At 59.4% G+C, this 24,610-nt stretch carries 23 protein-coding genes and 3 tRNA genes; 11 read left to right on the top strand and 15 right to left on the bottom strand.

Translation table 11 applies throughout. The annotated features are described in order from the left end of the window. The first annotated feature begins 39 nt into the window (after positions 1–39). Together QP909_RS09780 and QP909_RS09775 are read left to right on the top strand one after the other, a co-directional pair. On the top strand, positions 40–1,047 hold the full coding sequence (locus QP909_RS09780) for a mechanosensitive ion channel family protein (protein WP_284767095.1): 1,008 nt from the start codon (positions 40–42) through the stop codon (positions 1,045–1,047). Then, positions 1,048–1,431 carry a globin gene (locus tag QP909_RS09775; RefSeq protein WP_150851439.1) on the top strand — a complete coding sequence of 128 codons (384 nt, stop codon included), beginning with the start codon at positions 1,048–1,050 and terminating at the stop codon, positions 1,429–1,431. A gap of 100 nt (positions 1,432–1,531) precedes the next feature. Here the strand turns inward: QP909_RS09775 and ald are convergent, their stop codons facing one another. From ald to QP909_RS09745, 6 genes are all read right to left on the bottom strand, one after another. Beyond that, on the bottom strand, positions 1,532–2,623 hold the full coding sequence (gene ald, locus QP909_RS09770; protein ID WP_005324009.1) for an alanine dehydrogenase: 1,092 nt from the start codon (positions 2,621–2,623) through the stop codon (positions 1,532–1,534). A gap of 276 nt (positions 2,624–2,899) precedes the next feature. After that, the gene (locus QP909_RS09765; protein ID WP_284767094.1) at positions 2,900–3,538 is read right to left on the bottom strand and encodes a DUF8185 domain-containing protein; all 639 of its coding nucleotides are present in this window, start codon (positions 3,536–3,538) and stop codon (positions 2,900–2,902) included. Positions 3,539–3,580: 42 nt separating this feature from the next. Next, a complete protein-coding gene (locus QP909_RS09760) occupies positions 3,581–3,997 on the bottom strand; it encodes an acyl-CoA thioesterase (RefSeq protein ID WP_284767093.1) in 417 nt (138 codons plus the stop codon). Between the two features lie 25 nt (positions 3,998–4,022). Further along, positions 4,023–5,693, bottom strand: coding sequence for an energy-dependent translational throttle protein EttA (gene ettA / locus QP909_RS09755; RefSeq protein ID WP_250412441.1), 1,671 nt, complete (start codon positions 5,691–5,693; stop codon positions 4,023–4,025). A 119-nt stretch (positions 5,694–5,812) separates the two neighbouring features. Further along, the gene (locus QP909_RS09750) at positions 5,813–6,454 is read right to left on the bottom strand and encodes a single-stranded DNA-binding protein (RefSeq protein WP_284767092.1); all 642 of its coding nucleotides are present in this window, start codon (positions 6,452–6,454) and stop codon (positions 5,813–5,815) included. Positions 6,455–6,636: 182 nt separating this feature from the next. Next, positions 6,637–8,679 carry a bifunctional copper resistance protein CopD/cytochrome c oxidase assembly protein gene (locus QP909_RS09745; protein ID WP_284767091.1) on the bottom strand — a complete coding sequence of 681 codons (2,043 nt, stop codon included), beginning with the start codon at positions 8,677–8,679 and terminating at the stop codon, positions 6,637–6,639. Positions 8,680–8,754: 75 nt separating this feature from the next. On the opposite strand from QP909_RS09745, the gene QP909_RS09740 reads away from it, so the two are divergent. The 3 genes from QP909_RS09740 to cmrA all read left to right on the top strand — a co-directional run bounded on the left by QP909_RS09740 (position 8,755) and on the right by cmrA (position 11,153). Further along, complete coding sequence (locus QP909_RS09740) at positions 8,755–9,672, top strand: LysR family transcriptional regulator (RefSeq protein WP_284767090.1); 918 nt, start codon at positions 8,755–8,757, stop codon at positions 9,670–9,672. A 39-nt stretch (positions 9,673–9,711) separates the two neighbouring features. Next, positions 9,712–9,785 (top strand) — tRNA-Arg (locus QP909_RS09735). A 567-nt stretch (positions 9,786–10,352) separates the two neighbouring features. Next, the gene (gene cmrA / locus QP909_RS09730; protein ID WP_284767089.1) at positions 10,353–11,153 is read left to right on the top strand and encodes a mycolate reductase; all 801 of its coding nucleotides are present in this window, start codon (positions 10,353–10,355) and stop codon (positions 11,151–11,153) included. On the opposite strand, the gene QP909_RS09725 is transcribed toward cmrA, so the two are convergent. Further along, positions 11,150–12,697: an alanine/glycine:cation symporter family protein gene (locus QP909_RS09725; protein ID WP_284767088.1), complete on the bottom strand. Its 1,548-nt coding sequence runs from the start codon at positions 12,695–12,697 to the stop codon at positions 11,150–11,152. The genes cmrA and QP909_RS09725 overlap by 4 nt on opposite strands. 211 nt (positions 12,698–12,908) lie before the next feature. Between QP909_RS09725 and orn the strand changes: the two genes are divergently transcribed. Both orn and QP909_RS09715 read left to right on the top strand, forming a co-directional pair. Next, the gene (orn, locus tag QP909_RS09720) at positions 12,909–13,556 is read left to right on the top strand and encodes an oligoribonuclease (RefSeq protein WP_284767087.1); all 648 of its coding nucleotides are present in this window, start codon (positions 12,909–12,911) and stop codon (positions 13,554–13,556) included. Positions 13,557–13,605: 49 nt separating this feature from the next. Then, positions 13,606–13,681 (top strand) — tRNA-His (locus QP909_RS09715). Positions 13,682–13,709: 28 nt separating this feature from the next. Here QP909_RS09715 and QP909_RS09710 read toward each other — a convergent pair. Together QP909_RS09710 and QP909_RS09705 are read right to left on the bottom strand one after the other, a co-directional pair. Next, positions 13,710–14,666 carry an MsnO8 family LLM class oxidoreductase gene (locus QP909_RS09710; RefSeq protein ID WP_284767086.1) on the bottom strand — a complete coding sequence of 319 codons (957 nt, stop codon included), beginning with the start codon at positions 14,664–14,666 and terminating at the stop codon, positions 13,710–13,712. Between the two features lie 29 nt (positions 14,667–14,695). Continuing rightward, a complete protein-coding gene (locus QP909_RS09705; protein ID WP_284767085.1) occupies positions 14,696–15,934 on the bottom strand; it encodes a L,D-transpeptidase in 1,239 nt (412 codons plus the stop codon). A gap of 212 nt (positions 15,935–16,146) precedes the next feature. Between QP909_RS09705 and QP909_RS09700 the strand changes: the two genes are divergently transcribed. After that, a tRNA-Lys gene (locus tag QP909_RS09700) sits at positions 16,147–16,222 on the top strand. 51 nt (positions 16,223–16,273) lie between these two features. On the opposite strand, the gene QP909_RS09695 is transcribed toward QP909_RS09700, so the two are convergent. The 5 genes from QP909_RS09695 to QP909_RS09675 all read right to left on the bottom strand — a co-directional run bounded on the left by QP909_RS09695 (position 16,274) and on the right by QP909_RS09675 (position 20,942). After that, the gene (locus tag QP909_RS09695; protein ID WP_284767084.1) at positions 16,274–17,035 is read right to left on the bottom strand and encodes an ABC transporter ATP-binding protein; all 762 of its coding nucleotides are present in this window, start codon (positions 17,033–17,035) and stop codon (positions 16,274–16,276) included. Next, the gene (locus QP909_RS09690) at positions 17,026–18,081 is read right to left on the bottom strand and encodes a FecCD family ABC transporter permease (protein WP_284767083.1); all 1,056 of its coding nucleotides are present in this window, start codon (positions 18,079–18,081) and stop codon (positions 17,026–17,028) included. The genes QP909_RS09695 and QP909_RS09690 overlap by 10 nt, the downstream gene beginning before the upstream one ends. Next, entirely contained in the window at positions 18,081–19,244 is a 1,164-nt protein-coding gene (locus QP909_RS09685) for an ABC transporter substrate-binding protein (RefSeq protein WP_284767082.1), read from the bottom strand. Before QP909_RS09685 ends, QP909_RS09690 begins: the two co-directional genes overlap by 1 nt. A 90-nt stretch (positions 19,245–19,334) precedes the next feature. Continuing rightward, positions 19,335–20,612 carry a glutaminase gene (locus QP909_RS09680; RefSeq protein WP_204611101.1) on the bottom strand — a complete coding sequence of 426 codons (1,278 nt, stop codon included), beginning with the start codon at positions 20,610–20,612 and terminating at the stop codon, positions 19,335–19,337. Positions 20,613–20,663: 51 nt separating this feature from the next. Continuing rightward, positions 20,664–20,942, bottom strand: coding sequence for a DUF3618 domain-containing protein (locus QP909_RS09675; protein WP_005323988.1), 279 nt, complete (start codon positions 20,940–20,942; stop codon positions 20,664–20,666). 96 nt (positions 20,943–21,038) lie between these two features. Here QP909_RS09675 and bcp point away from each other — a divergent pair, with 96 nt between their 5' ends. The 3 genes from bcp to QP909_RS09660 all read left to right on the top strand — a co-directional run bounded on the left by bcp (position 21,039) and on the right by QP909_RS09660 (position 23,199). Beyond that, the gene (gene bcp / locus QP909_RS09670) at positions 21,039–21,506 is read left to right on the top strand and encodes a thioredoxin-dependent thiol peroxidase (protein ID WP_005327287.1); all 468 of its coding nucleotides are present in this window, start codon (positions 21,039–21,041) and stop codon (positions 21,504–21,506) included. Between the two features lie 3 nt (positions 21,507–21,509). Then, positions 21,510–22,136 carry a TetR/AcrR family transcriptional regulator gene (locus tag QP909_RS09665; protein WP_284767081.1) on the top strand — a complete coding sequence of 209 codons (627 nt, stop codon included), beginning with the start codon at positions 21,510–21,512 and terminating at the stop codon, positions 22,134–22,136. Positions 22,137–22,212: 76 nt separating this feature from the next. Continuing rightward, positions 22,213–23,199: an HNH endonuclease signature motif containing protein gene (locus QP909_RS09660; protein ID WP_284767080.1), complete on the top strand. Its 987-nt coding sequence runs from the start codon at positions 22,213–22,215 to the stop codon at positions 23,197–23,199. A gap of 211 nt (positions 23,200–23,410) precedes the next feature. Here the strand turns inward: QP909_RS09660 and QP909_RS09655 are convergent, their stop codons facing one another. Continuing rightward, complete coding sequence (locus QP909_RS09655) at positions 23,411–24,559, bottom strand: SPFH domain-containing protein (RefSeq protein WP_239278379.1); 1,149 nt, start codon at positions 24,557–24,559, stop codon at positions 23,411–23,413. Positions 24,560–24,610: the final 51 nt, after the last annotated feature.

Here is a 24,610-nt window from a genome sequence, read left to right as displayed (position 1 = left end):
ACAATGGGCGCCGTTCATATTGTCCTCGACTAAGAAAGAATGATGAATACGCAATTTTTAGCCTCCGCCGCTTCCACCACGGACTCGGCCATCGAGTCCGTGTCCAATTTTTGGAATGACGAGAAGGTGCAAAGCTGGCTTATTGAGCGCCCCATTCGCATCGCCATCATCCTTATTCTGGCCATTATCGCCCACTGGCTCCTCCGCAGAGTCATCAACAAAGTGGCCGAAAATAGCATCAAGTCTTCCGGACTAGATAAGCAGCGCCTGCGCGGGAAGTTCAAGAGTCGTGCCAATCGTCCCGAGCTCAGCCAACAAGAAGAGGCCATGCGCCAAACCCGCGAGACCCGGCGCGCCTCCCGCATCAAGACACTTGCCGGCGTAGCCCGTTCCGCCGCCGCCATCTTCGTCTGGGTGTGGGCCGTTATTGCCATCCTGGATGAGTTAGAGGTCAACGTAGCACCGCTTATCGCCTCCGCCGGTGTCATCGGTGTCGCCCTCGGCTTTGGCGCACAGGCGCTGGTGAAGGACTTCCTTTCTGGCATCTTCATGCTCATTGAGGACCAGTACGGCATTGGTGACGTGGTTGATTTGGGCAATGGCGTCTTTGGCGATGTCGAGTCCATCTCCCTGCGCATCACCACGGTCCGCGATATCGATGGTGCCCTGTGGTACGTGCGCAACGGTGAAATTCTCCAGGTGGCCAACCACTCCGATGAGTACTCCGTTGCCCGCATCCAGATTCCGGTAGGCCTTTCTAATGACCCAGAGGTTGCTGGCGAAGTCATTGAGGACGCAGTGAAAGAAGCCGCACAGGACGATAAGGTGCGCAAGCTCATCCTCAGCACGCCCCGTGTGGACGGCATGTCTGGCTTTGAGCCGGATTATGTTTCCTTCCGCGTCTCGACCAAGACCTTGCCAGGCAAGCAGTGGGACGTTCAGCGTTTCCTACAATCGCGCGTGCTCAATGTCATGCACACTAAAGGTATTACCACGCCCTACCCACACGGCATCGGCATTACCGATCCCCGCAAGGAAGAAGAGTAAATGGATTCTGTTTATGAGGCCATCGGTGGCATGGAGACCTTTGAGCGCCTCGTCCACGGCTTTTATTCCCAGGTCAAAGAGGACGATGTCATTGGCCCGATGTACCCCGATAACGACTGGGAAGGCGCAGAACAGCGCCTTACCTGGTTCTTGGCGCAATACTGGGGCGGCCCGCAGCTATTTTCTGAAAACCGTGGGCACCCGCGCCTGCGCATGCGCCACGCCCCCTACCCCATCGATATCACCGCCCATGATCGATGGCTTGAGCTTATGGGCAACTCCCTCGCGGACATAGACGAGGAAACCATCCCACCCGCCTACCGCGAGATGATGTGGGATCACATGCAGCGCGTGGCCGCCATGATGATCAACAAGGCCCCGTAACCACGCCACCCCTTCAGCGCAGATAACTCAAGCCCGGGCCCCGTGTCTAGCGGGGAGCCGGGCTTGTGGTGTATCTAGCGCAGACTATGCAGGGGGGAGATTAGTCTTCCCAGTCAAAGGCCTTACGCACTGGCTCGGAAACCAGACGGCCACCGCGGGTCATGACGCCGCCTTCCAGACCTGGGAAACGCTTGATAGCGGCATCCAGGCTGTCATTGGCTACCGCGCGGATATACGGCAGGGTCGCAGAAGACAACGCGCGGGTGGAGGTATTGGCCACCGCACCCGGCATATTCGCCACGCAATAGAACAGGGTGTCATGCACCTTGAAGGTGGGGTCATCGTGGGAGGTCTTCTTGGAGTTTTCGAAGCAACCGCCCTGGTCGATAGCCACGTCGACGAGCACCGCGCCCTTCTTCATCTTCTTTACGGTCTCCTCACGCACCAGCTTAGGCGCGGCGGCACCCGGAATAAGTACGGCACCGATGACGAGGTCGGCTTCCTGCAGTTCCTTATCGATCGTGGCCGGATCGGAAATCAGGGTGCGCACGCCACCAGCGTACTGATCATCGAAGCGCTGGAGAACGTGCGGATCGAGGTCCAACACCGTCACCTCGGCGCGCAGACCGTGGGCCATAGCTACAGCGGACGCGCCAACCTGGCCACCGCCGATAACTACGACGCGTGCCGGCTGGGTGCCCGGAACACCGGAGACCAGCAGGCCACGGCCACCCTGGGTGGACAGCAGGTGATGGGTGCCTTCGATGGCAGCAAGGCGGCCAGCCACCTGGGACATCGGGGTGAGAAGCGGCAGGGTGCCGTGTCGGTCGGTGACCGTCTCATAGGCGATGGCGGTGGTATTGGCGTCGACAAGTGCCTCAGTCAGCGGACGGTCCGCCGCAAGGTGCAGGTAGGTGAAGACGGTGAGGTCTGGGCGCAGGTACTGGTACTCAGCCTCGAGCGGCTCCTTCACCTTCAACAGCAGCTCTGCCTGTGCCCAGGTATCTTCCGCAGTGCCAACGATGCTGGCACCCGCGGCCTCGTACTCGGAGTCCGGGAAAGAAGCGCCTTCACCGGCACCGGTCTCAATGAGGACCTCGTGACCATCCTGAACGAGGGTCTGCGCGCCGCTCGGGGTAAGAGCCACGCGATTCTCGTTATTCATGATTTCTTTTGGCACAGCAATACGCATTACATAGTCTCCTTGTGGGTGCAGGAAATTACATCGACCATGTAAGAGTAACGCAGGACACGTTTGCGCGCGGCGCTCTGCTAACTAATTCACACTGCGGGGGTAGCATTACCCCAACGCCCCGGTTAAACACGCTGTTCACAAGGATTCGGGCGCCACCACCCCAGGCTCCCCCTCCCCCTAAGACAGACTACTTTTCGGGCAATGTCGCCCATTATGGGGCGCCGGCACGCCGAGTTTGTTGAACACCAGGGGTATGTGCCCTGGCGGCGAAGGCTAGAACAAGGACAAGCGGGTAGAACGGTAAATGCTGCCAAAGGGGGCGTCGAGTCGCACCCAACGACCCAGCTGGGCCACCCGCAGGTGCCGCGGCACATCCATCGGGGCGGAAAATCCAGGAATAAGCCCCAGGTTGGTGCAGGCAAAGATCATGCGCATGGGAATTTCCACCGTGGCGCCATCGCCTTCCACCGTGACAACGGTCTGATTCAACAAGCTGGACGGCGGGCCCATGGGGCCAGAAAATTGCCGGGTCAGTTGCTGACCTTTATCGGAAAGTTCACGAACAACGGTAACTGGCAAGGTATCGACCACACTGTAGCCAGTCGCCGGCGGCAATGCTCCCGGCCACGATGGATCGCGGGCAGGACCCAAATCTAACATGCCGCTAGATTCATGCTCTTTGAGCTGATCGGCGAGCGTGGCAGCAGAAACCACAGCTCCATCGCGGGAAGCGACGCCTTGGACGCGGCGGGAGGCAACCACCTCGAAGGGGGTGGTGACGAAGACATCGACGACGTCGTCAGTCAGCTGGCGCAGCCGCACCGAAGCGCCCGCGTCCAAGCCAGCCGCGCGCGTGACAAGGGCCCGAAGGCCAGGTCCACCGCTTACAATTTCTAGAGTCTCGGTGACCATGCCTTCGGGCCCTGCCTTTCTAATCTGTGCTCTGCTCCGCTGCTAGTTGGCGGCGGTATTGTGCAGAATATCCTTTTCCTGATCCGTCAATGGACGCGGGGTCTGCTGCTGACGGTCAATGACTACCTGCACGCAATCCACGGTTGCCGCAACCTCGCCCTGGGCGTTCTTCACCTGCTGAGTGGTGGTAAACGAGGTGGTACCAATCTGGGAAACTGCGGTATCCACCTCCACCGTAGTGGTGTCCTTAAACTCTATCGGACGCAGGAAGTCCACATCCAGGTGGCGCACGAACGCAATGAAGTCGAGGCCCTTGGAATAGATGTGTTCCTTCGCAAAGGCCAGGCGCGCTTCCTGGGCGAGCTCGATATAGTTAGCGTTCATCATGTGGCCGTACATATCAAAGTCCGACCAGCGGGTTTGAATACGGTACGTGTGCACGCTTGGGGTTGCCATCATTCTCCTCAGTTAAGGCGTCAACTTCTTAGCGGGTCAGCTTACGGTGGGTCACGCGAGAAGGACGGGCCGCCTCTTCACCGAGGCGATCGACCTTATTCTTCTCGTAATCGCCGAAGTTGCCCTCGAACCAGAACCACTGACCTTCTTCCACATTGCCCTCCCAGGCCAAGATGTGGGTACAGGTGCGGTCCAGGAACCAGCGGTCGTGAGAAATGACCACGGCGCAGCCCGGGAACTTCTCCAGCGCGTTTTCCAGCGAGCCGAGGGTTTCCACGTCCAAGTCGTTGGTCGGCTCGTCAAGGAGGATCAGGTTGCCGCCCTCCTTCAGGGTCAGCGCCAAGTTCAGGCGGTTGCGCTCACCACCGGAAAGCACCTTGGATGGCTTCTGCTGATCTGGGCCTTTGAAGCCGAACGCGGACAGGTAAGCACGCGAAGGCATCTCGTTTTGACCCACGTGAATGTAATCTAGGCCGCCGGAGACAACCTCCCAAACGGTTGCCTCGGGGTCGATATTCTCGCGGTTCTGGTCTACGTAGGACAGCTTGACGGTATCTCCGACCTCGACGGAACCGGCATCTGGCTGCTCCAGGCCAACGATGGTCTTAAACAGGGTGGTCTTACCCACACCGTTCGGGCCGATAACGCCCACGATGCCGTTGCGCGGCAGGGTGAAGGAAAGGTCCTTAATCAGAACGCGGCCATCAAAGCCCTTCTGCAGGTCCTTGACCTCTACAACCTTATTACCCAAGCGCGGCGGGGTAGGAATCTGAATTTCTTCGAAGTCGAGCTTCTTGTATTTCTCGGCCTCGGCTGCCATCTCCTCGTAGCGCTCCAGACGAGCCTTGTTCTTGGCCTGGCGGGCCTTTGCACCGGAGCGAACCCACTCCAACTCGTCCTTCAAGCGCTTGCGCAGCTTCGCGTCCTTCTTGCCGGCAACCTCCAAGCGCTCCTGCTTCTTATCCAGGTAGGTGGAGTAGTTGCCCTCGTATGGATAGAGCTTGCCGCGGTCAACCTCACAGATCCAGCCCGCGACGTGGTCGAGGAAGTAGCGGTCGTGGGTCACGGCCAAGACTGCACCCGGGTAATCGGCCAAGTGCTTCTCCAGCCACTGCACGGACTCGGCGTCCAGGTGGTTCGTAGGCTCGTCGAGCAGCAGCAGGTCCGGCTCGGTGAGCAGGAGCTTAGCCAGCGCTACACGACGGCGCTCGCCACCAGAAAGGTTGGTCACTGGGGCGTCGGAAGGCGGGCAACGCAAAGCTTCCATTGCCTGCTCGATCTTGGAGTCAACCTCCCAAGCATCGGCGGCGTCCAGCTCTTCTTGCAGCTTGCCCATCTCTTCCATGAGCTCGTCGCTGTAGTTGGTGGCCATTTCCTCGGCGATCTGCTCGAAGCGCTGCTTCTTTTCAAAGATATCGCCCAAGCCCTCTTCGACATTGCCGCGCACGGTCTTCTCGTCATTGAGCGGCGGCTCCTGCTGCAGGATGCCCACGGTGGCACCCGGATCCAGGAAAGCCTCGCCATTGGAAGGCTGGTCCAGGCCGGCCATAATCTTCAGAATGGAGGACTTACCGGCACCGTTAGGGCCGACCACACCAATCTTGGCACCTGGGTAGAACGCCATTGTTACATCGTCAAGGATGACTTTATCGCCAATTGCCTTGCGCACGTTTTTCATCGTGTAGATGAATTCGCCCACTTTTACCCCTTTGCAAAAATTTGGGAGACGTATTTATCTACACAAACACTACATCAGAACCACCGCCCAAGTGCCTCGGGTCAGGTACACCCGAGGCGATCAAGCCGGGGAGGAAACGCTTATGCGTTTACTGGGGCGGATTCTGCCTCGGCAGCCTCCTCTTCCACTTCGGCGTCGAAAGTATCTTCTTCCCCACCGCGTCCAGGTGCGGATCGTTCGGCTAGATAGCGGTCCGCTGCGGTATCGGCAGCGGTATCTCCCTGCCCCGCCTGCTGCGGCGGCAGGCTGTGGTCCACGTCCGGTTCGATGGCATTGTCCCCCAGTTCTGGGACCGCAATATTTTCCTGGTTGTACTGCGGAGCGAGCCGCTTCGTACCGATAACGTGGCGGTTCAGATCCAGGCCCACATACTGCGCCTTAATGAATGTGCGGAAGTGATCGGTGCCCTGGTCATCGCGCCATTGTTCTGTCACTAAGGAGCCCACGATGACCAGCGGCATGCCTTTAGCCAGGGATTTGCGCACATTGATGGCGAATTGATTCCACATTTCGACATCGATGTAGAGGTGGTCTACGTCGCGCCACTGCGGGGCCTTGGAGTTGTGTCCTTCCGGATCATTGGCGCCGGCATCGACCTGACGGTCCGGAATTCGGCGTGAGGAAGCTACGCGCAGTTTGGCCTTATAGGCCCCAGTTGAAGTCTTGGTCAGGATGGGATCGCGAGTAAGGCGACCGGTCAAGGTAATTGGGTATTGGGACATGGTGCTAGAAAATCCTTTGCTGGATAGTTGGATAGGCGAGTTCGGTTTTCCTCGCTCGCTTCCACATCCTGATACCGGCGCGCAAGCCACACCATGCCGGCGACCACTACCCTGTGAATAACTTGTTGTACCCGTCAGCAAAACTCGGGTTTGGGGGCGATTTTGGGCCGGTTATCCACAGGCTAGCGCCCGCGGAAGCTCGATTCATCACCGTGGCCCATATCCTGCAGCATCGCGTTATAGCGTTCCAGTTCGGCATCATCGTCCGCATCCGCCTGCATATCGTGGCGGCGGGCGGTAGCACGATCATCGCTGAGCCAATCCAGGAAGAGCTTGCCAAAGACGATAACCAGTGGGAACTGACCAAAACCCCACGCGATGCCGCCGCCCACGCGTTGGTCTTGGAGCAGATCCTGATCCCAGGGCAGCTCCAAATACTGGTAGAAGTCTGCACCCAACACACTCTGCAGCTGCATCAGGTACACGCCGGCGAAGAGGTGGAATGGCATGGAAAGGAACAACACGGCCAATCGGAACGGGGTGGAGTGGCGCTTGGGCAGCGGATCCGGCCCGATGATTTCCCAGAAATAGAAGCAGCCGGAGATGATGAACGCGAAGTTCATAATGAGGTGGCCGGCGTGCTCGGAAATAGCGAATTGATATAGGCCGGGGAACAAATACAGCACGTAGAGGAAAAATAGGTACTGCACGAGGTTGACGAACGGATTCGTAATAAAAGCGACGATCTTAGACTGGGTGGCCGCCAGTGCATAGTCGTGCAGGCTGGGCTTCCCCTTCGGTCCTGCCTCAAAGGCCTCCATGAGCAGGGTCAGTGGCGCACCCAGGACGAGCAGGAGCGGGACCGCCATCGACAAAATCATGTGCACCAACATGTGCATGGAATACATCGCGGGCATGTAAAGACCTAGGCCGGTAGACATTACAAGAGTCAGGCCAAGCGCACCGCACATAAACCATGCGGTGCGCCCCTTGCTCCATGTCAGGCCGCGCTTGTGCACGCGGTAGACGCAGTAGCCATAGGCCGCAGCCAAAAGCAGTCCAATGGTGCCGAACATGATGTCAAAGCGGAACATGGTCCACACGTTGAGCACCGTAGGCTTTTCAAACAGCTCATAGCCCATCAAAATCTGCATCGAGTTGAGGTTGGGATCGCGCGGCGCTGGCGGCACAGTGCGTCCCAGCGTGATGGCTACGCCAATAGTGGCGGCCATGACCGCTACTTCCACGATGGCAATGCGAAGGAAAAGGCGCGGATTCTTCCCCAGCTGCGGGATGGTGAGTTCGCGGTGAGCGAGGCCGAAAATGCCCAGCAAAATCGTCAGCACAAACTTGGTAATCAGAATGATTCCGTACGCAGAATCCACCAGATCGGAGATATTCATGCGGATGAGCGTGTTAATCAAGCCCGAAACAGCAAGCACCACAATGGCCATAAAGGCGATGCCGGAGTAGCGCTTCACCGCAAAAGCGAGGTTGGGACCTAGGCGCCGACCATGGGCGATTAGCGCCATAAGACCGCCTACCCAAAGCATGACAAAGACCAAATGCCACAGGAGCGAATTGGTGCCGTAATCATGGTCGCCGCCCGCCGCGGAGTGGCCTTCCATGCCAATTGGTACGACCTGCATTATGGACAAGAAAAGCAGGACCGGCTGCATGGACCAGCCGCGGCCCACGAGACCGAGAATGCCCACTACTAGGGCGATGACCACGGAGATTGCCCACACAATGGTGGTGGAAATTTCCGTCAGCGCCATTTTAATGATAGAAGGCTCGAATACCTGGGAAAAGGACGCGCCGGTGAGGTCGGACATAATGAGCGGAATTTCCACGAGCCCCACGGCCGCCATACCAAAGGAAGCCCACGTACCGGTGCGCGCGGCGATGTGGCCGTCGACGAACAAGGGGGCATCGATAAGCGCAGCGTTGTTTCCACGCGGAGCGATGAGGAAGGACGAGGCCAAGAAAGAGCCCACGGATAAAGCCATGAGAACCCACGCCATGCCACGAAAAAGTGGCAGGCCAAAGGTGGTTATGCGGCCGGGATCCGGAATGCCCAAGGCAGCTAGGGAATCGGCTAAAAGGAACAGGGAAATAAAACCGGCAACTAGGCCGGCAATAAGCATCGCTGCGATATAAATTCCCCAGGAAGGGCGGGGCTTCCTACCCGCCGCGTTCACACTGTTAACCTGCTCATTTGCCATAGTGCGTATTGTATAGCGCGACCTAGTTTCGCACATAACACACGTTTTGTCTTTACATGTGTCATCATAGAGCTTATGGACACCCGTCAACTTCTTTATTTTCGCGCCGTTGTAGACCATGGCTCATTCACGCACGCTGCTGAATCCCTCGATATGACCCAGCCATCCCTGAGCCTTTCCATCCGGAAGCTAGAAAAGGAACTGAACGCGCAGCTGCTCTCGCGCGGGCGCTCTGGCGTCTCCACCACTGAGGCTGGCGATTATGTCTACGAAACGGCCGTTAAGGTTGATGCACTACTGAGCGAAACCCAGCGCCATATCAGCGAAATCACCGGCGATAAAGCCAGCACCGTGTCGCTAGCCTCCGGCGCTATTTTGAACTGGGAATTTACCCCTGCCGCCCTCGCTGAGCTCAAGCGGATTTACCCCACCGCCAATGTCTCGCTGGATGACGCCGAGCCAGCCACCGCTATCAAACACCTACTGGATGGCCAGGTGGACCTAGCACTCTTGCCGACGTCCGATCCGAAGGCCTTCATTCGCCGCTACTCCCCCGAACTCACCGTCCACCAAGTGGCCACGTTCGACTACTCCGTCGCCCTTCCCCAGCGCCTCGCCGAGTTGGAATCCCCCGTCTCCCTCGCCGAGCTGAAAAAGGAAACTTGGCTTGTCCCACCGCGCAGCCGCGAAGTTCCTGAACTGGCCGAGTTCTATCACGACCTATGGAATAGCCGCCCGGGTCTCAAGCCGGAACAGACCCAGGAGGTCGCCAGCCTCAATAGCGCGATTCCCATGGTCTCCAGTGGCCTCGGCGTCAGCATCGTGCCCAATTGCGCACCTACTGTGCAGCCACACGGCATTATCACCCGCCCCATTGCTGATGATCTGCCGCGCTACTACGCTATCGTGGCCTACCGCACGGATCGCGAGCTGACCGCAGCTACCCAAGACTTGGTGGACATCCTGCGCACGCCGCAGCACACCCTGGCTTAGGTTTCCCCGCCCTCGTGGGCTACTATGAGTGCGTTGTAAGCCCCCATAGCTCAGTGGATTAGAGCAGTGGGTTTCTACCCCATGTGTCGCGGGTTCGAATCCTGCTGGGGGCACCGTGTGTCATGAGTCGCGACATGTTTGACAGATGAGTCGCGACATCGTTGACAAACCGGCATTCCAGTTGCTTTTTGTTCTGGGGTGCCGGTTTCTTCGATCAGGCGGGCAGTGCCAGGGCGCATTGTTCCAAGCAGCAGTACTAAGACGCCGTAAAGAACACCTATGCGTGACGGGCGGAGCCATTTCCCTCTAGGGCTCTAGAAGGTGCCTTCATCCCTGAATGGCCGCACTTTATTTCGACGCCACTGGATTGCCACCTTCACGGCGTACAGCTTTGACGACGGCCGTATTGCGGTTAGGACTGTTCATAGTGTCAAACATGTCCCGACTCACCAGTCAAGCATCACCCAACACGGTAAGGTAGCCCTAAGCGTCAAATATGTCGCGGCTGACCTGTCAAGCATCACGACGATTCCCTCAGCCACAGACTGTCAAATATGTCATGAACTCAGACACTGCTGGGGGCACCGTGCGAAAGCCTTGAGGCGTCGAGTTTCTCGCCGCTTCAAGGCTTTTTGTTTACGCTAGGACTGACCATGCCCCCACTCCGGAAAGGCTTAACCATGTCACTTCCCGCCCCTTCCCGCACGTCTTATGCCCTCGTTACGGGTGCCAGCCAAGGAATTGGCAAGGCCATGGCGCAGGATTTCGCAGCACTGGGATATAACGTCATCCTTGTGGCCCGCCGCCGCGAGGTCCTGGAGTCCATCGCCGCCGGGCTCGAGCAGCGCCATAATATCGAGGCCATTGCCCTGCCGGCGGACCTAGCGGTAGCCGACGACGTCGCCCGCGTGACCGAGACCATCGCCACCCGCGAGGTGTCGATCCTGGTCAACTCCGCCGGCATCGCCAGCTTCGGCCCCTTCATGGACCAGGACTGGTCATACGAGACGACGCAGTTCGAGCTCAATGGAACTGCCGTCCACCACCTCACGCGAGCCGCCTTGGAGCAGATGCTGCCTCGCCGCAGCGGCGCCATCTGTAATGTCGGCTCTGCCGCGGGCAATATTCCCATTCCTAATAACGCCACCTACGTTTTCACCAAGGCGGGCGTCAATGCATTTACGGAGGCCCTGCACTATGAGCTGAAGGGCTCCGGCGTCTCGTGCACCCTGCTTGCCCCCGGCCCAGTGCGCGAGGCCACCATCGCAGAGGAAGACCAGTCGATCGTAGACAAGGTGGTGCCGGACTTTTTGTGGACCACCTACGAGTCGTGCTCCCAAGAAACCATCGAGGCCATGCGCCGAAATCAGCGCCGCGTGGTGCCCGGCCCTCTGTCTAAAGCGATGAATACCCTCAGCCAGGTGCTGCCCACCCCGGTGATTGCACCGCTGGTAGGCAGCTTCTACGCCAAGATGGGCTAGGCCCCGGCGCCTTCTAAGTCCTTGTCTTTGTCTTTGAGCACGCCGCCCTCGCCACGTGCTCGTTTGCGCTCTACCCAGAAGTCCGCATTCTTAATGCCCAAAGCTTCTGGGTCGAACTGCGGATCCTTGCCGGCTTTCTTCTGCTTTTCGTAGTCCTTGAGTGCCTTGATGGCGGGGACCTGCAGAAAAAGAATAGCGATGATATTGAGCCATGCCGTCGTGCCGACGCCGATATCGCCCAGCGCCCACGCCGCACCCGGAGTGGTGGTGGCGCCAACGATGACAGAAACAATAATCAGTGCGCGCAGAACCCAGATCAGGCCACGGCGGGCCGTGCGCGAGCGAACCCAACGGTTGAAGTAGGTCAGGTTGACTTCGGACATGTAGTAGTACGCCAGGACCGTAGTAAAGGCGAAGAAGGCAATGGAGACAGCAATGAAGGTTGGGCCCCAGCCGGCAAAAACACTATCGAGGCCGGACTGCACGTAGCCGGGGCCGACCTCGACGCCATCAGGAAGCGAGCCGTTGTAGACCACTTCGCCGTCCTCGGAGCTGCCGCGGAAGACGGTGTACATATCCGTAGAAATAATCATGAACGCGGTGGCCGAGCAGACAAAAAGCGTATCAACGTACACCGCGAAGGACTGCACAAAACCCTGCTTCGCAGGGTGGGAGACTTCGGCAGCCGCCGCGGACTGCGGGCCGGTACCCTGGCCAGCCTCATTGGAGTAGATGCCGCGCTTCACACCCCACATAATGGCCGCACCCAGCATGCCGGAGAATCCGGCTTCCATATTGAATGCAGACTTGAAGATGAGCCCGAAGACCTCCGGAATCTGCGAGAAGTTCACGCACATAACCACCACGGAAATCACGATATAAATGAGCGCCATAAAGGGCACGACAATGGTGGCGAAGTTCGCGATACGCTTGACGCCACCAATAATGATGATGGCCAGGATGCCCGCGAGGACGACGGCCGCCCAGGTGGAGTTGATACCCCAGGCGGTATCGGCCGCAGCGGCCACCGCATTAGCTTGGATGGCCGGCAGGAAGTAACTCGTCGCCAGGATCATGGCGACGGCAAATACGATGCCGTAGACCACCATGAACGGCGCGGCCTTAGTGTGCTTGTAGGCCTTTTCGATGTAATAGGCGGGCCCACCGCGGTACTCACCGGTGTCCTGATCCTTTTCCTTGTAAATCTGAGCCAACGTACATTCGATGAACGAGGTGGACGAGCCCAAAAGCGCCACTGCCCACATCCAGAACACGGCACCAGGCCCACCGAAGGCGATAGCCGTGGCCACGCCGGCGATATTGCCCACACCCACGCGGCCAGAGAGCGAGACCATCAAGGATTGGAAGGAAGACACGCCATCCGCGGACTTTTCTCCGTTAACGATCTGCTTGAGCATGTCCGGTAAACAGCGCACCTGCAGGCCGCGTGTCACCACGGTGAAATAGATACCCGCGCCGAGGCATAAAAACACCAAGACGGGGGACCAAATTACGGTATTGAGGGCATCGAGGAAGTTTGCCATCTGGTCTCTCCTAAGTCTGTCGCACCTCCGGGATGAAGAGCGATTAACCAAAGTATGCCGTAACTCACATCTACAAGTGAGGCAAATCACCTATTAATTTTATGCAGCACAGTGCCACACTCTTTAAAAGGTTGCGTTGTCCAGTAGCAATCGCCCCTACAGGGCAGCCCGGTTCGTACCCCATACAGGGGTAAAAGCACGCGGGCGTAGAATGGACCGCATGCCACATTCCGAGATAGCCGCAAAACACGACCGCCTCGTCTGGATCGATTTGGAGATGACGGGCTTGGACCCCGAACGTCACGTCATCGTCGAGGTCGCTGCCGTCATCACCGATAGCAACCTCAATATCCTAGGCGAGGGCATCGACCTCGTCGTCCATGCCACCGAGGATGAACTGGCACAGATGGATTCCTTCGTCACCGAGATGCACGCTAAGTCTGGGCTAGATAAGGAAATCCGCGAGTCCACCACCTCCATCGGAGAAGCCGAGGATGCCGTGCTCGCGCTCATCAATGAGCATTGCGATCCGGAGCACCCCGCTCCCCTAGCCGGCAATTCCATTGCCACGGATCGCACCTTCATCCGCGCTTATATGCCGCGGCTCGATAGCGCCTTGCACTACCGCATGATTGACGTCTCCACCATCAAGGAGCTTGCCCGTCGGTGGCACCCGCGCGCTTACTTCAACCAGCCTGATAAGGGCATGGCCCACCGCGCACTGCAGGACATTATCGAATCGATCCGCGAGCTGGACTTCTACCGCCGCAGCGTCTTCCGCACCGACGAGGGCCCCACCTCCCCCGAGGCGGAGGAGATCAAGGCCGAAACCACCGCTGATTACCAGGCGTTTTTGTAATTTAGGCGGCGTGAGTTAACCTATATCTCGTTGCTTTCACGCAGCGATGGTGGCTGTAGTTCAGCTGGTAGAGCACCAGGTTGTGATCCTGGGTGTCGCGGGTTCGAGCCCCGTCAGCCACCCCAAATGCCCGAGCCTTGTGCTCGGGCATTTTCAGTTTTCCGCCTGCATGCTCGCCAGCAGCTCCTCCGAACGCGCCCGACCGGCCACATCTGGCATGTCTCCGGTCACCACAAACTCGCTAACACCCAGCCGCTTGCCGACGCCCCTAAGCTCCTCCCCCACTTCCCTCACCGTTCCCCACATGTCATGGGCCAGCGCCTCCTCAATGCGCCGGCGCTGCTGCCCCGTCAGCGCATCCATGTCCAGCTCTCCTGCAGGCCGCAGGGCCGCGAACTCGCCGGTAGATTGCGCGAGTGCCTTGGCATAGGCCTCCGGTAACAACAGATCACGGGCGGCCGCGGATGTATCGGCAACGGCGATATTGAGCGAGGAGATGATAGGTGGGGCATCGGCAAGCGCATGCTCCCGATACACCCGCGCGGCTGCCTCCTGCGTGGCCACCGGACCACCCAAGATGACGCCGAGCCCCATCTTGGCCGCAACCATGGCCGATCGAAAGCCCGCCAAGACGTAGATCGGAGTGCCCGCATACTCCGGCCGCACCGTCACCGCCTCCTCGCCGCGCAGGTAGCGCAACAGCGTCGCCAGCTCCGCCTCAAAGCGCTGCTTCACTTCAGCCGGTTCACCCTGGCGCAGTGCCCGCCGCACCGGGCCGGTAAAGCCGACAGAGGAACCAATTCCAATATCGATTCGCCCGGGATACAGCGCCTCGAGAAGATTAATCTGCTCGGCCACCAGAAACGGCGGATGATTTAACAGCATGATTCCGGCCGTGCCCACCCGAATGCGCTGCGTGTGCGCCGCCACGTGAGCCGCCAACATCCCCGGCTGCCCCGCCGGAATTCCCGGCACACCGTGGTGCTCGGCCACCAGAAAGCGCCGGAAACCAAGCCTCTCTACATGCCGGGCGTGCTCAGCTACCTGGTCCAACGGCCCGGCCACCCCGCGGTCTAAAACAGAAAAGCGCATGGCCACCACTGTAGCCATGCGCTCATCGCCTGCGCTGCTCGTGGGCGCTACTGATTGGCGTCCGCGTTGCCCTTGGACCACTCGTCCCAGGACATATTCCAGTCACCCAGGCCGTCCATCGCATTAAGCGTTTCACCGTAGGTATTGAATACGCGCACCACGTCGCCGCGCTTCATCGTCTCCTGGAACCACTGGGCAGCCTCCGGCGTCACGTTAATGCAGCCGTGCGAGGTATTGGTATTGCCCTGCGCCCATACGGACCACGGAGCGGAGTGGACATAGATGCCGGAATAGGACATCTGGGTAGCCCAGTCCACGGTCGTGCGGTAGCCGCCTGCCTCATGGGCTAGGCCAAAGGTCTCCGAGTCCATGACTAGCTGCGGGTGCTCGTCACCGATGATGTAGCGCCCGTTTGGCGTATCGTACTGATAATCGCGGCCTAGCGAGACCGGGATGGCGCGCAAGAACTTCTTATTTTTGAAGACCTTCATGGTCTTGGTGGCGTTATCGATAATCGCCACGGTGCGGTCACCGATGGTGAAATTGGTCTTGGCGTTCTCGCCGCCATAGATTCCGCCGCCTAGGTCCTTGCCGTACTGGTCTACCTTCACCTCAACCTTGGTGCCAGGCTCCCAGTATTCCTTTGGACGCCAGCGCACCTCCTGGTTGTTGACCCAGTAGAAAGCGCCCTTAACCTCAGGGTTGGTGGTCACAGTAATGGTCTTCTCGGCCGCCTTGCGGTCCGTAATCGGCACACCAAAATTCACACCAATGACCTGGCCTACGCCCACCTCAGAGTCAGGGATAGGGGTAAGCGAGACCTCGGCAACGCCCGCTGCTTGCGGGGTGGAAAAGCTGAGGTTCTTCTTGTTGCCATCCACATCGGAGGCCACGATGGAATAGGTGTGGTTATAGCCCAAGTCCTCCGCCGTAGACCATGTCTTGGCATCCTTCGAGAGCTTTTCTTTGACTTCCACGCCCATTTCATTGGTCATGGTGACACTCTTGAGCTTGCCGGAGGTCTCTACGGTGACGGGCTTAGACGGATCCACGTTCTGCGCACCGTCTTTCACGGAAGCCGAGAGGCCGCCCTTTTTCTTGTCAGACTCTTTGCCCTTTTTGCCGCTGTCTTTCTCCCCGCCCGCGTTTGCGGCGGCGGTGGATTCTTGGTCAGCGGTTTGATCCTCGGCAGAGGAATCAGAGGAGCAGGAGGCGGCGGCTAGGGAAATGCACGCAACGCCCGCAGCCGCGATGAGGCGGCGCGCAATAGGGAGGGAATGTTTCACTGAGTTGCCCTTAGACACGTAATTGCTGCTTTCAAAGACCAATTTAGATTAGCGTCTCACTCCAGCAATTACCAGAAGCCACTTCAGGCATTAACCAATTCGTTATAGACCCCTAAAAACACGCCATAACCAGGCGATTTTACACTTTTCAAGAATGGCTGCTAGAGTATCTACTCGTTGCACAGAGAGCCACACGGCAGGAAGTCAACGATGCGCCATTAGCTCAATTGGCAGAGCAACTGACTCTTAATCAGTGGGTTCGGGGTTCGATTCCCTGATGGCGCACCACTTAAAAATTTAAGTTAAAAAATTAGGCCGGGCAATAGCCCGGCCTTTTTGTTATCTCACCCGCAGCGGGGCAATGAGTGGAGCGCCGCCATGCTGGACGACGTCCGCCTCTACCCCATACACACCTTCCACGAGCTCCCCCGTGAGAACGTCCGAAGGTTTGCCCTGGGCGCGAATATGGCCCTTTTTGAGCACTACCAGCTGGTCGCACATGCGCGCAGCCAGGTTAATATCGTGGATGGCCACCAAGCCCAGGCTGCCGTCGCGCTTCGCCTTGGCACGCACCTCGTCCAGCACGAAGATCTGGTGGTGCAGATCGAGGGCGGAGGTAGGTTCGTCGAGAAGCATCAGGCCTGGGTTGCCCACCAACATCTGCGCCACCGCCACCAGCTGGCGCTGGCCGCCGGAAAGCTCGTTGAGGTAGCGCGAGGCAATCGCATCCAGCCCCAGCGAGTGCAGCACCTCACCGGTGCGCGTAATCGGGTCCTCGCAGGCTTCACGGCGCGCAGAGATCAGCACGGCCTCAAACGCCCGCAGCGCGGCCGTGCTCGTGAGATCCTGCGGCACGTAGCCGATGAGCTGCCGGCGGCGCTTGCCGCGCGGTGCCGTGCCATCGACGCGAAAATCCACTTCGCCCTGGCAGCCGCGGTGGACGCCGGCCAGGGACTTGATAAGTGTGGTCTTGCCGGAGGCATTCGGCCCCAACAGGCCCACCAGCTGCCCGCCGTGGAGTTTTTCCACATCCACGGACTCCAGTACGCGGTGCTTGCCATAGGCTGCACTCAGCCCGGAAATAGTCAGTTCTACGTCCACAGGGCCCTCCTTCGGGTCATGACAATGGCAATGAAGAATGGCACGCCCAAAAGCGAGGTAACAATGCCAATGGGAATAGCCAAGCCCGGCTTAATCATCAGGCTCACCGCATGCGCGGCACACATCACGGCCGCGCCCGCCGCCATTGAGGCCGGCAAGAAGTAGCGCTGGTCCTCGCCCACCAGCATGCGGGCAATATGCGGGCCGACCAGACCAATGAAACCGATGATGCCGGCAAAGGCCACGGTCGTCGCCGCGACGAGCGACACGACGATGAGCACCACGATGCGCAGGCGGGAGGTATTGATGCCCATGGCGGTAGCGCGGGCGTCGCCAAGCCGCAAGGCAGTAAGGCGCCAGCCCAGCGCCCACAAAATGGGCAGGGCGATAATCAGCACGGCCGCCAGCACGCCGTTGGCCGCCCAATTGGCGCGGGTAAGAGAGCCCATGGACCAAAAGACGATCTGTTGCAGCGCCTCGGCCGAGGACTGGTACTGGATAAGCGCCAGCATGGCCTGGAAGAAGAACACCAAGCCGATGCCCAGCAGCACCATGGTTTCTGCCTTCGCGCCACGGATGACGGCCGCGATAACAATAATGGCCGTAGCCACCGCGGCAGCAAGCCACGCCATCAGCGCCAGGTTGAACTGCGGCTGCGCAATCAGCTGCCACTTGAGCACGATGGAGGTGGCGCCGCCAAACGCGGCGGCCGCAGAAATGCCGAGGGTAAACGGCTCGGCTAGCGGGTTATTGAGGATGGTCTGCATCTCCGCGCCGGCCAAGGACAAGGCCATACCGATAAGCACGGCCATCACGGCCATAGGCAGGCGCAGTTGCCACAGCACCGTGCGCGTCTGGTCCTCCAGACCCGCGGGATTCACAATGCCCTTTATTACCTCGGCCGGGCTGATATCAATCGCACCGACGAAGTTGCTAATGACAAATGCGGCGGCCGCAATCAGGGTCAGGCCCGCAACGATGCCTATGCGTTGCCAGGTTAACTTCTTATGTTGCCGCGCTAGAGCGGCTACCTCTGCACCCTCCATTAGTTGGTGCTAAAGAAGGTTCCCTCACCAGAGACCGGCGAGTACTTTTCTTGCGCATCCATCCACTGCTTGGCGACGTCCATATCGGCATACGCCTCCGGGTCGATCCACTCCGCCACCTGCAGCAGTGCCAGGTAGTTAAACGGCGAATCATAGAACTGGTGCCACATGCTGTGCAGGTGATGCTCCTTAACCGCACGCAGCTTATCGAAGCCGGCCTGCTTCTCCGGAAGCTTCGCGATGCTGCCCTTGGCTTCCTTTTCATCAATGCCGTAACCCACTGCAGCGTATCCGACAGGGTGGCCTTCATCGTCCTTCATCTCGGACCAATCGCCACCGGTGGCGATGATCATATCCGGGTCAGATTCCAGGACCTTTTCCGGGGTGATTGTGCCGGACTCGCCCGGAATGACTTTATCGCCGATATTCTCACCACCGGCCGCGTTGACCAGCTGGGAAATATTGGAATCGTTCCAGGAACCGCAGCAATCGGACACACCTGCTGCTCTCCAAACGAAAGTCTTTGGTTTATCTTTTACCTTCTCTGCGCGGTCCTCGACCAAATCCACGGTCTTTTGCCAATCCGAGTTAAATTCCTCAGCGCGATCCTCTTGGCCAAAGATCTCGCCGAAGATGTCCATAGTCTTGGGAGTATTCTCCAGCGGGTCGCGGCGGAAATCGGTGACCGCATACTTCAAGCCAGCTTGGTCCATCTTGTCGGTCAGACCAGCTTCGCGAGAGGCATCATATTGATCCAGCGAGAGGACAATGAGGTCCGGGTCTAGGCTCACGAGTTTTTCCACGGTGACATCACCCTTGGTAAAGCCGCCGATCTCTGGAACCTCGTTTACGGACGGCAGTTCCTTTTCCAGCGCCTTGTAGTAATCCGGCACGTTCTGCTTGAGATCCGTTCCGATGCCAACGACCTTGTCCAGTGGATTATCGGGGTCGAGTACACCGGTAGCAAAAATCGATCGGCCCTCCCCCAAAATCACACGATCGGGAGCCTTATCCAGTTCCACGTCACGGCCGGTGATATCGGTGAAGGAGAACTCAGCATCGCCGCTGGAGCCGCCAGTTACTTCCTCAGCTGCGCCGCAGCCGACGAGTGCGGTTGCCGACGCCGCCACAACCGCCATCACCTTGAAGGGGGTATGAGCCATTTTTAGTCCTTGGTCGTTGGATGCCCTCGCGGCAGCCGCGATGAGCCTTACATAGGACATCCTAACCTGATTAACTAAGGCAACCCAAACCTAAACAGGTTCGCCGTTGATGGTGTAGTCCTCCGGCTCGCCTTTCGGCACCTCCGTGCCGTCCGACATGGTGCGATCTTCCAGCTCCCCATCCGGATCCACGATGGCGATATCAAAGCCAGACTCGCGAATTCGGCGCAGCCCCTCCTTCAGCATGCGTCGACCCATGCGGTTCGTGCCCGTAATATGTGATAGCTCGAGCACCACCGTGCCCTCGCCAAAATCTGACTCCATCAGCTCGTACAAGATAGTCTCGGCCGCGTTGAAGTTAATCAAGCCCTGCAGATAGATCACGGTCAGCTCCGCATCCTGCTCCACCTTGCGCACCGGGTTCACGCCATAGCGCTCGTCTGTAGACATCAAGTGCAGGCCCATGTCCTTCGACAACAGCTTGAACGCATCCACACCGCGTACCGAGTTACCTTCTTTATTAAGCCGCGGCGAGAATGTCGCCACGCCCAACTGGCCCGGCAGCGTGCCCAGCAGGCCACCTGAAACGCCCGACTTCGCCGGGATACCCACCTCGGCCATCCATCGGCCGGCGCCGTCGTACATGCCGGCCGAGCTCATCACCGATAGCGTCAACCGGCACACATCCGCATCCAAAATCTTGTCGCCCGTCACCGGCTGCACGCCACCATTCGCCAACGTTGCCGACATCACGGCCAAGTCCCGCACCGTCACCACAATCGAGCACTGCTCAATATATGTTGACACCGCATCATGTGCCTCGTCCTGGATGATGTCGTAATTGCGCAACATGTGCGCCAGCGAGAGGTTACGTTCGCTGACTTCCAGCTCGGAGGACCGCATGGCGTCGTCGATAAGCAAATCGCGTCCCGCCAGCCGCGAAAAATAGGTTCGCAGGCGCTCCACGCGCGCGGCAGGCTCCGAATCCACGCCATTAATCAGCTGCGTGACCGCAATCGCGCCCGCATTAATCATCGGGTTGACCGGCCGATGGTCATCTCGGTTGAGCGAAAGCTCGTTGAAGGCCTCGCCCGAAGGCTCCATACCCACAATCTCGCGCACCGCAGATAGTCCCAGCTCCTGAAGCGCTAGTGCGTAGACAAAAGGCTTGGACAGGGACTGAAGGGTAAATTCCACCTCATCATCGCCCGCGGAATAGACGTGGCCGGTGGTGGTGCACATCGCGGCGCCGAGGTATTCGGGCTCCGCCTTGGCCAGTTCCGGAATATAATCCGCCACGGCGCCGTCGCGATTATCGCGCACCTTAGTGAGGATTTCCTGCAAATAAAAAGGGATTGGTGTCTTCATCCCAACCCAGCCTACGAAAAAAGTCCCCGCGGTGTGCGGGGACCTCCATCATTAGTGGCGCTCGGACAGCAGGCGCTGCAGCTCCTTCAAGTCGCTCTTGCGGCGGCGAGAGCGGAAGACCGAAAAAGCAATGAGGCCAACCACAGCAGCGCCGACGCCGCCCAGGGCCATCTGCACGTTGCGGTCCTGCAGCTTATCGGTGGCCGCGGTCTTAGCCTCGTTGGCAAAGTTCTGCGGCTTGCTGCGCTGTGCCAGCTCGTCCAGGGTGCCGGCCAGCTGGCGGCGGGTGCGCTCGATATCGCGCTGAATGTCTTCAATATTGCGTGCCACGAAGTTCTCCTCTTAACTTAGGTTCGCTCTTAACGGGGTCATTCTACCCCGCCGGCCCAAAAGCGTGCAGCCCGGGCGGTAAGTAAGGTGGGAACCATGACTGAAAACCGTTTGAACGTTGGAGATACCGCCCCTGCTTTTGCGCTTGCCGACGACGCCGGAAACACCGTTTCCCTCGCCGATTACGCAGGCCAGCGCGTACTGGTCTACTTCTACCCCCGCGCCAATACCCCAGGCTGCACCAAGGAAGCCTGCGATTTCCGCGATTCCCTGGAACAGCTCAACGATCTCAATATTGCCGTCGTAGGCATCTCGCCAGATAAGCCGGAGGCGCTGGCGAAGTTCCGCGCGGACCACGAGCTGAACTTCCCGCTGCTTTCGGATCCGGATAAGTCTGTCATGACCGCCTACGGCGCGTTTGGCGAGAAGAAGAACTACGGCAAGGTCGTCCAGGGCGTAATCCGCTCCACCTTCTTGGTCGAGCCGGATGGCACCATCGGCCAAACGCACTACAACGTCAAGGCCACCGGCCACGTCGCCCGCGTGATGAAGGGGCTAAGCTAGCACGTGGGAGAGATTCTGCTACCGCGGCGTCGGCCAGCGCAGGCGCGCAGTCGCGAGCGCTTCGAGCGCATTCTGCAGGCCGCACGCGCCGTGCTTGTCGACGTCGGCTTTGAATCCTTCACCGTCGACGAGGTCGCCCACCGCGCCGGGGTGCCCATCGGCACGCTGTATCAGTACTTTGCCAATAAATACGTGCTCGTCTGCGAGCTCGACCGCCAAGACACAGCTGCCAGCCGGGCCGAAATCGAGCGCTTCTCCCGCCGCGCCCCGGACGTGCAATGGCCCGATGTGTTGGATGAAACCATCGATCACCTGGCGCGTATGTGGCGCGACGATCCCTCCCGGCGCGCCGTGTGGCATGCCGTGCAATCCACCCCCGCCACCCGCGCGACGGCCGCAGATACCGAGCGGCAGCTGCTTTTCCCCTTGTCAGAAATCCTCTCCCCACTCGCGCCGTCCATGAGCGATGACGAACGCATTGACTTGGCCGGCTTCCTTATCCACAGCGTGGTCTCGCAACTCAATTACGCAACTGCGGGCGACCCAGGCGACTTTGACGCCGTGGTCGTAGAGATTAAGCGCATGCTCGTTTCGTATCTCTTTGCCATTGCGGCCCACTGGGGCAGTTGACGCTTAAACAAGTTATCCACAGGCTGCGGACGTCTTCGCCTCGGCTCGCCCACCGGCTCTGCTTAAATTTGCAACCATGAACGCACTGCAGGCCTATGCCACCCATATTGTCTCGGCGATGGACATCCTCGCCGAGGCCCACGGCGCGTCTGAGCGCGCCCTTGTCGAGCTAGGCTTGCCGGATGTCGAGGCCCGCGACCTCCGCGCGCTGGCCGCAGTCTACTTCGGCCCGACCGGCTTCAGCCGTAAGCAACGCCACGCAGCCGCGGCTGCCCGACACCACGACCTCGTAACGCTCAAGCTGATTGAAAAGTACGTCTCCCGGGTACGCACTAAGCGTGAGGCGTGGAACCTACGCGTGGAGCTGTGCCGCCTGCGTGGGCCGGCTTCTGACATCGCCCGCCGCGCCAAGCAGCGCCTGCGCGAACTTCGCCCGCGCCGCATGCCACCCCGCGAAGGCGTCCAGCTCCTTCGCCGGCCGAACGGCCCGTGGACAATGCGGATTACCGCTCCCTCGGCCTTCCTTGCTGAATTCGACGCCGCGCTCGACCCCGACCGCCCACTCGATTCCCTCCGCGACCTCCTTCGCGGCACCGGCGCGCCTTCCGCACGCACCACCACTAACGTCATCATCCCGCTCAACGCCCTAGACCAAATCCTGGACGGCGACGGCGACGAAGTCACGCTACGCCTTAGCAATGGCGCCACCATTACCGGCGCCGAGCTCGTCGAGCGCACCTTCACCGAGCACGGCCTCGCGACGCTTATCCACCCCGTCAAGGGCCCAGTCAACCTGTATCGCACATCTCGTTACGCCACCGAGAAACAGCGGCAGATGGCCGCGGCCGAAAATCCCACCTGCCCGTGGCCGCCGTGCAACCATCCGGCGGACAAGGCCCAGATCCATCACCTCAAGGCGTGGAAACACGGCGGGTTGACCAACATGGAAAACCTGACCGTGTGCTGCCCCTACCACAACGGGGTCAACCAAGATGATCCAAATGCCCCGCCGCTGCGCGGACGCCTTGCCCGAGTCAATGGCAAGGTCCGCTGGGTTCGTTAGCGCTGCCTCTGCGAGGTAGCGCTACTCGGCGTGTCATCGACCACAAGGACGTCGTGGACAAGGTCGCGCGCGGCGCTTAACGCATCACGGTCGGAGTCAGGATGGTCGTCGGTGGCGAAGACCTGACACTCGTGATCGGGGATCACCTCCGCGCGGCGGGTTATGCCACGCTGAGCGGTATAGGCATCAAAGAGGTTATCGATGCTCAGGACTAGTCCTCGTTTTTCAGTTGCTCGCGCAGCTGCTGGAAATACTCGCGGGCAGCCTGAGGCTGCGCGGTGGAGTGCTGGCCCTGCTGCGGGTGCGGCTCTGCCTGCTGGTTCTCAGAGCGTTGCTGCTCAGCGCGCTGGGAAGCAGCGATGGCTTCGCGCTTAGCGCGTTCGGCCTGACGCTTAGATTCGCGCTCGATTTCCTCGGCACGGGAAGGCTTCTTAGGCTGCGGGCGACGGCGTTGGGACGGCTCCTCGGCGGAGTCGAGGGCACGGTTGGCCATGAGCACGTCGCGCATGCCGCTGAAAAGATCGCCCATCCCCTGCGGGTTAGAGGGCATATAAAGAACGGACGCCTGGCCATTGTGGGAGACGTCGACCATAGCGTCGAGGTACTGGGAGACCAGCATGAGAGCTTCGGGGGATTCTTCCACGCCGGCGTCGCGAAGCATCTCGTACTGCTGGGCAATACCCTCGACGATTTCCTTACGCTGGTCGGCAACGCCGCGGCCCTGCAGCTTCTTCGCCTCGGCTGCACCCTCAGCTTCCTTGACCACGCGGATCTTCTCAGCCTCCGCCTGGGCGACGGCCGCCTCGCGCTCGCGCTGCGCAGCGTTAATGGAGTTCATGGACTCGCGCACCCGGGAGTCAGGGCGGATATCGGTGACCAAGGTATTGACAAAGTTCCAGCCATACTCGGCCATATTGTCGCGCAGGGAGGCCGCAACATTGCGGGCGATGGTGTCCTTGGAGGAGAAGGAATCATCTAGGTTCATATTCGCTACGGAGGAACGAACATTGTCCTGGACGTAGGCCACAATCTGCTGCTCGTGATTGGAGAGCATGTAGTACGCTTCGCGCTCGCGGCCCTGGACTACCTCGTACTGCACGGCAACAGGGATTTGCACGAAGACATTATCCTTCGTCTTGGTCTCCACCATCACGTCCAGCTGCCGCACCTGCAGCGAAATCTTATCGCGCACGCGGTCTATCCACGGCATTTTAAAGTGCAGGCCAGCATGCGCCACCTTTTGGAATTTACCCAAGCGCTCCAGAATGGCAGCTTCGCGAGTACGAACGATGAAATAACCATCGAAGAGCGTTCCCAAGATAATCAGCAGGATAAGGACTATTACTATGGTGGCAATCATTGAGTCTCCCTAAAAGTCGTGATGATCACTAGTATTTTCGCATAGGAAATA

Origin of the sequence: Corynebacterium sp. MSK195, assembly GCF_030228885.1 — a bacterium.
Lineage (GTDB): Bacteria > Actinomycetota > Actinomycetes > Mycobacteriales > Mycobacteriaceae > Corynebacterium.
This window is presented reverse-complemented; position numbering and strand designations above follow the sequence as displayed.

What these genes read in the sequence shown, in the direction of transcription:
- QP909_RS09780 (WP_284767095.1), top strand. Translation starts at nt 40, where the DNA reads ATGATGAATACGCAATTTTTAGCCTCCGCCGCTTCCACCACGGACTCG.
- QP909_RS09680 (WP_204611101.1), bottom strand. Translation starts at nt 20,612, where the DNA reads ATGAAGACACCAATCCCTTTTTATTTGCAGGAAATCCTCACTAAGGTG.
- QP909_RS09710 (WP_284767086.1), bottom strand. Translation starts at nt 14,666, where the DNA reads ATGGCTACAGTGGTGGCCATGCGCTTTTCTGTTTTAGACCGCGGGGTG.
- ald (WP_005324009.1), bottom strand. Translation starts at nt 2,623, where the DNA reads ATGCGTATTGCTGTGCCAAAAGAAATCATGAATAACGAGAATCGCGTG.
- QP909_RS09760 (WP_284767093.1), bottom strand. Translation starts at nt 3,997, where the DNA reads ATGATGGCAACCCCAAGCGTGCACACGTACCGTATTCAAACCCGCTGG.
- cmrA (WP_284767089.1), top strand. Translation starts at nt 10,353, where the DNA reads ATGTCACTTCCCGCCCCTTCCCGCACGTCTTATGCCCTCGTTACGGGT.
- QP909_RS09765 (WP_284767094.1), bottom strand. Translation starts at nt 3,538, where the DNA reads ATGGTCACCGAGACTCTAGAAATTGTAAGCGGTGGACCTGGCCTTCGG.
- QP909_RS09750 (WP_284767092.1), bottom strand. Translation starts at nt 6,454, where the DNA reads ATGTCCCAATACCCAATTACCTTGACCGGTCGCCTTACTCGCGATCCC.
- QP909_RS09690 (WP_284767083.1), bottom strand. Translation starts at nt 18,081, where the DNA reads ATGGAGGGTGCAGAGGTAGCCGCTCTAGCGCGGCAACATAAGAAGTTA.
- QP909_RS09745 (WP_284767091.1), bottom strand. Translation starts at nt 8,679, where the DNA reads ATGGCAAATGAGCAGGTTAACAGTGTGAACGCGGCGGGTAGGAAGCCC.
- QP909_RS09660 (WP_284767080.1), top strand. Translation starts at nt 22,213, where the DNA reads ATGAACGCACTGCAGGCCTATGCCACCCATATTGTCTCGGCGATGGAC.
- bcp (WP_005327287.1), top strand. Translation starts at nt 21,039, where the DNA reads ATGACTGAAAACCGTTTGAACGTTGGAGATACCGCCCCTGCTTTTGCG.
- QP909_RS09775 (WP_150851439.1), top strand. Translation starts at nt 1,048, where the DNA reads ATGGATTCTGTTTATGAGGCCATCGGTGGCATGGAGACCTTTGAGCGC.
- QP909_RS09725 (WP_284767088.1), bottom strand. Translation starts at nt 12,697, where the DNA reads ATGGCAAACTTCCTCGATGCCCTCAATACCGTAATTTGGTCCCCCGTC.
- QP909_RS09685 (WP_284767082.1), bottom strand. Translation starts at nt 19,244, where the DNA reads ATGGCTCATACCCCCTTCAAGGTGATGGCGGTTGTGGCGGCGTCGGCA.
- orn (WP_284767087.1), top strand. Translation starts at nt 12,909, where the DNA reads ATGGACCGCATGCCACATTCCGAGATAGCCGCAAAACACGACCGCCTC.
- QP909_RS09655 (WP_239278379.1), bottom strand. Translation starts at nt 24,559, where the DNA reads ATGATTGCCACCATAGTAATAGTCCTTATCCTGCTGATTATCTTGGGA.
- QP909_RS09740 (WP_284767090.1), top strand. Translation starts at nt 8,755, where the DNA reads ATGGACACCCGTCAACTTCTTTATTTTCGCGCCGTTGTAGACCATGGC.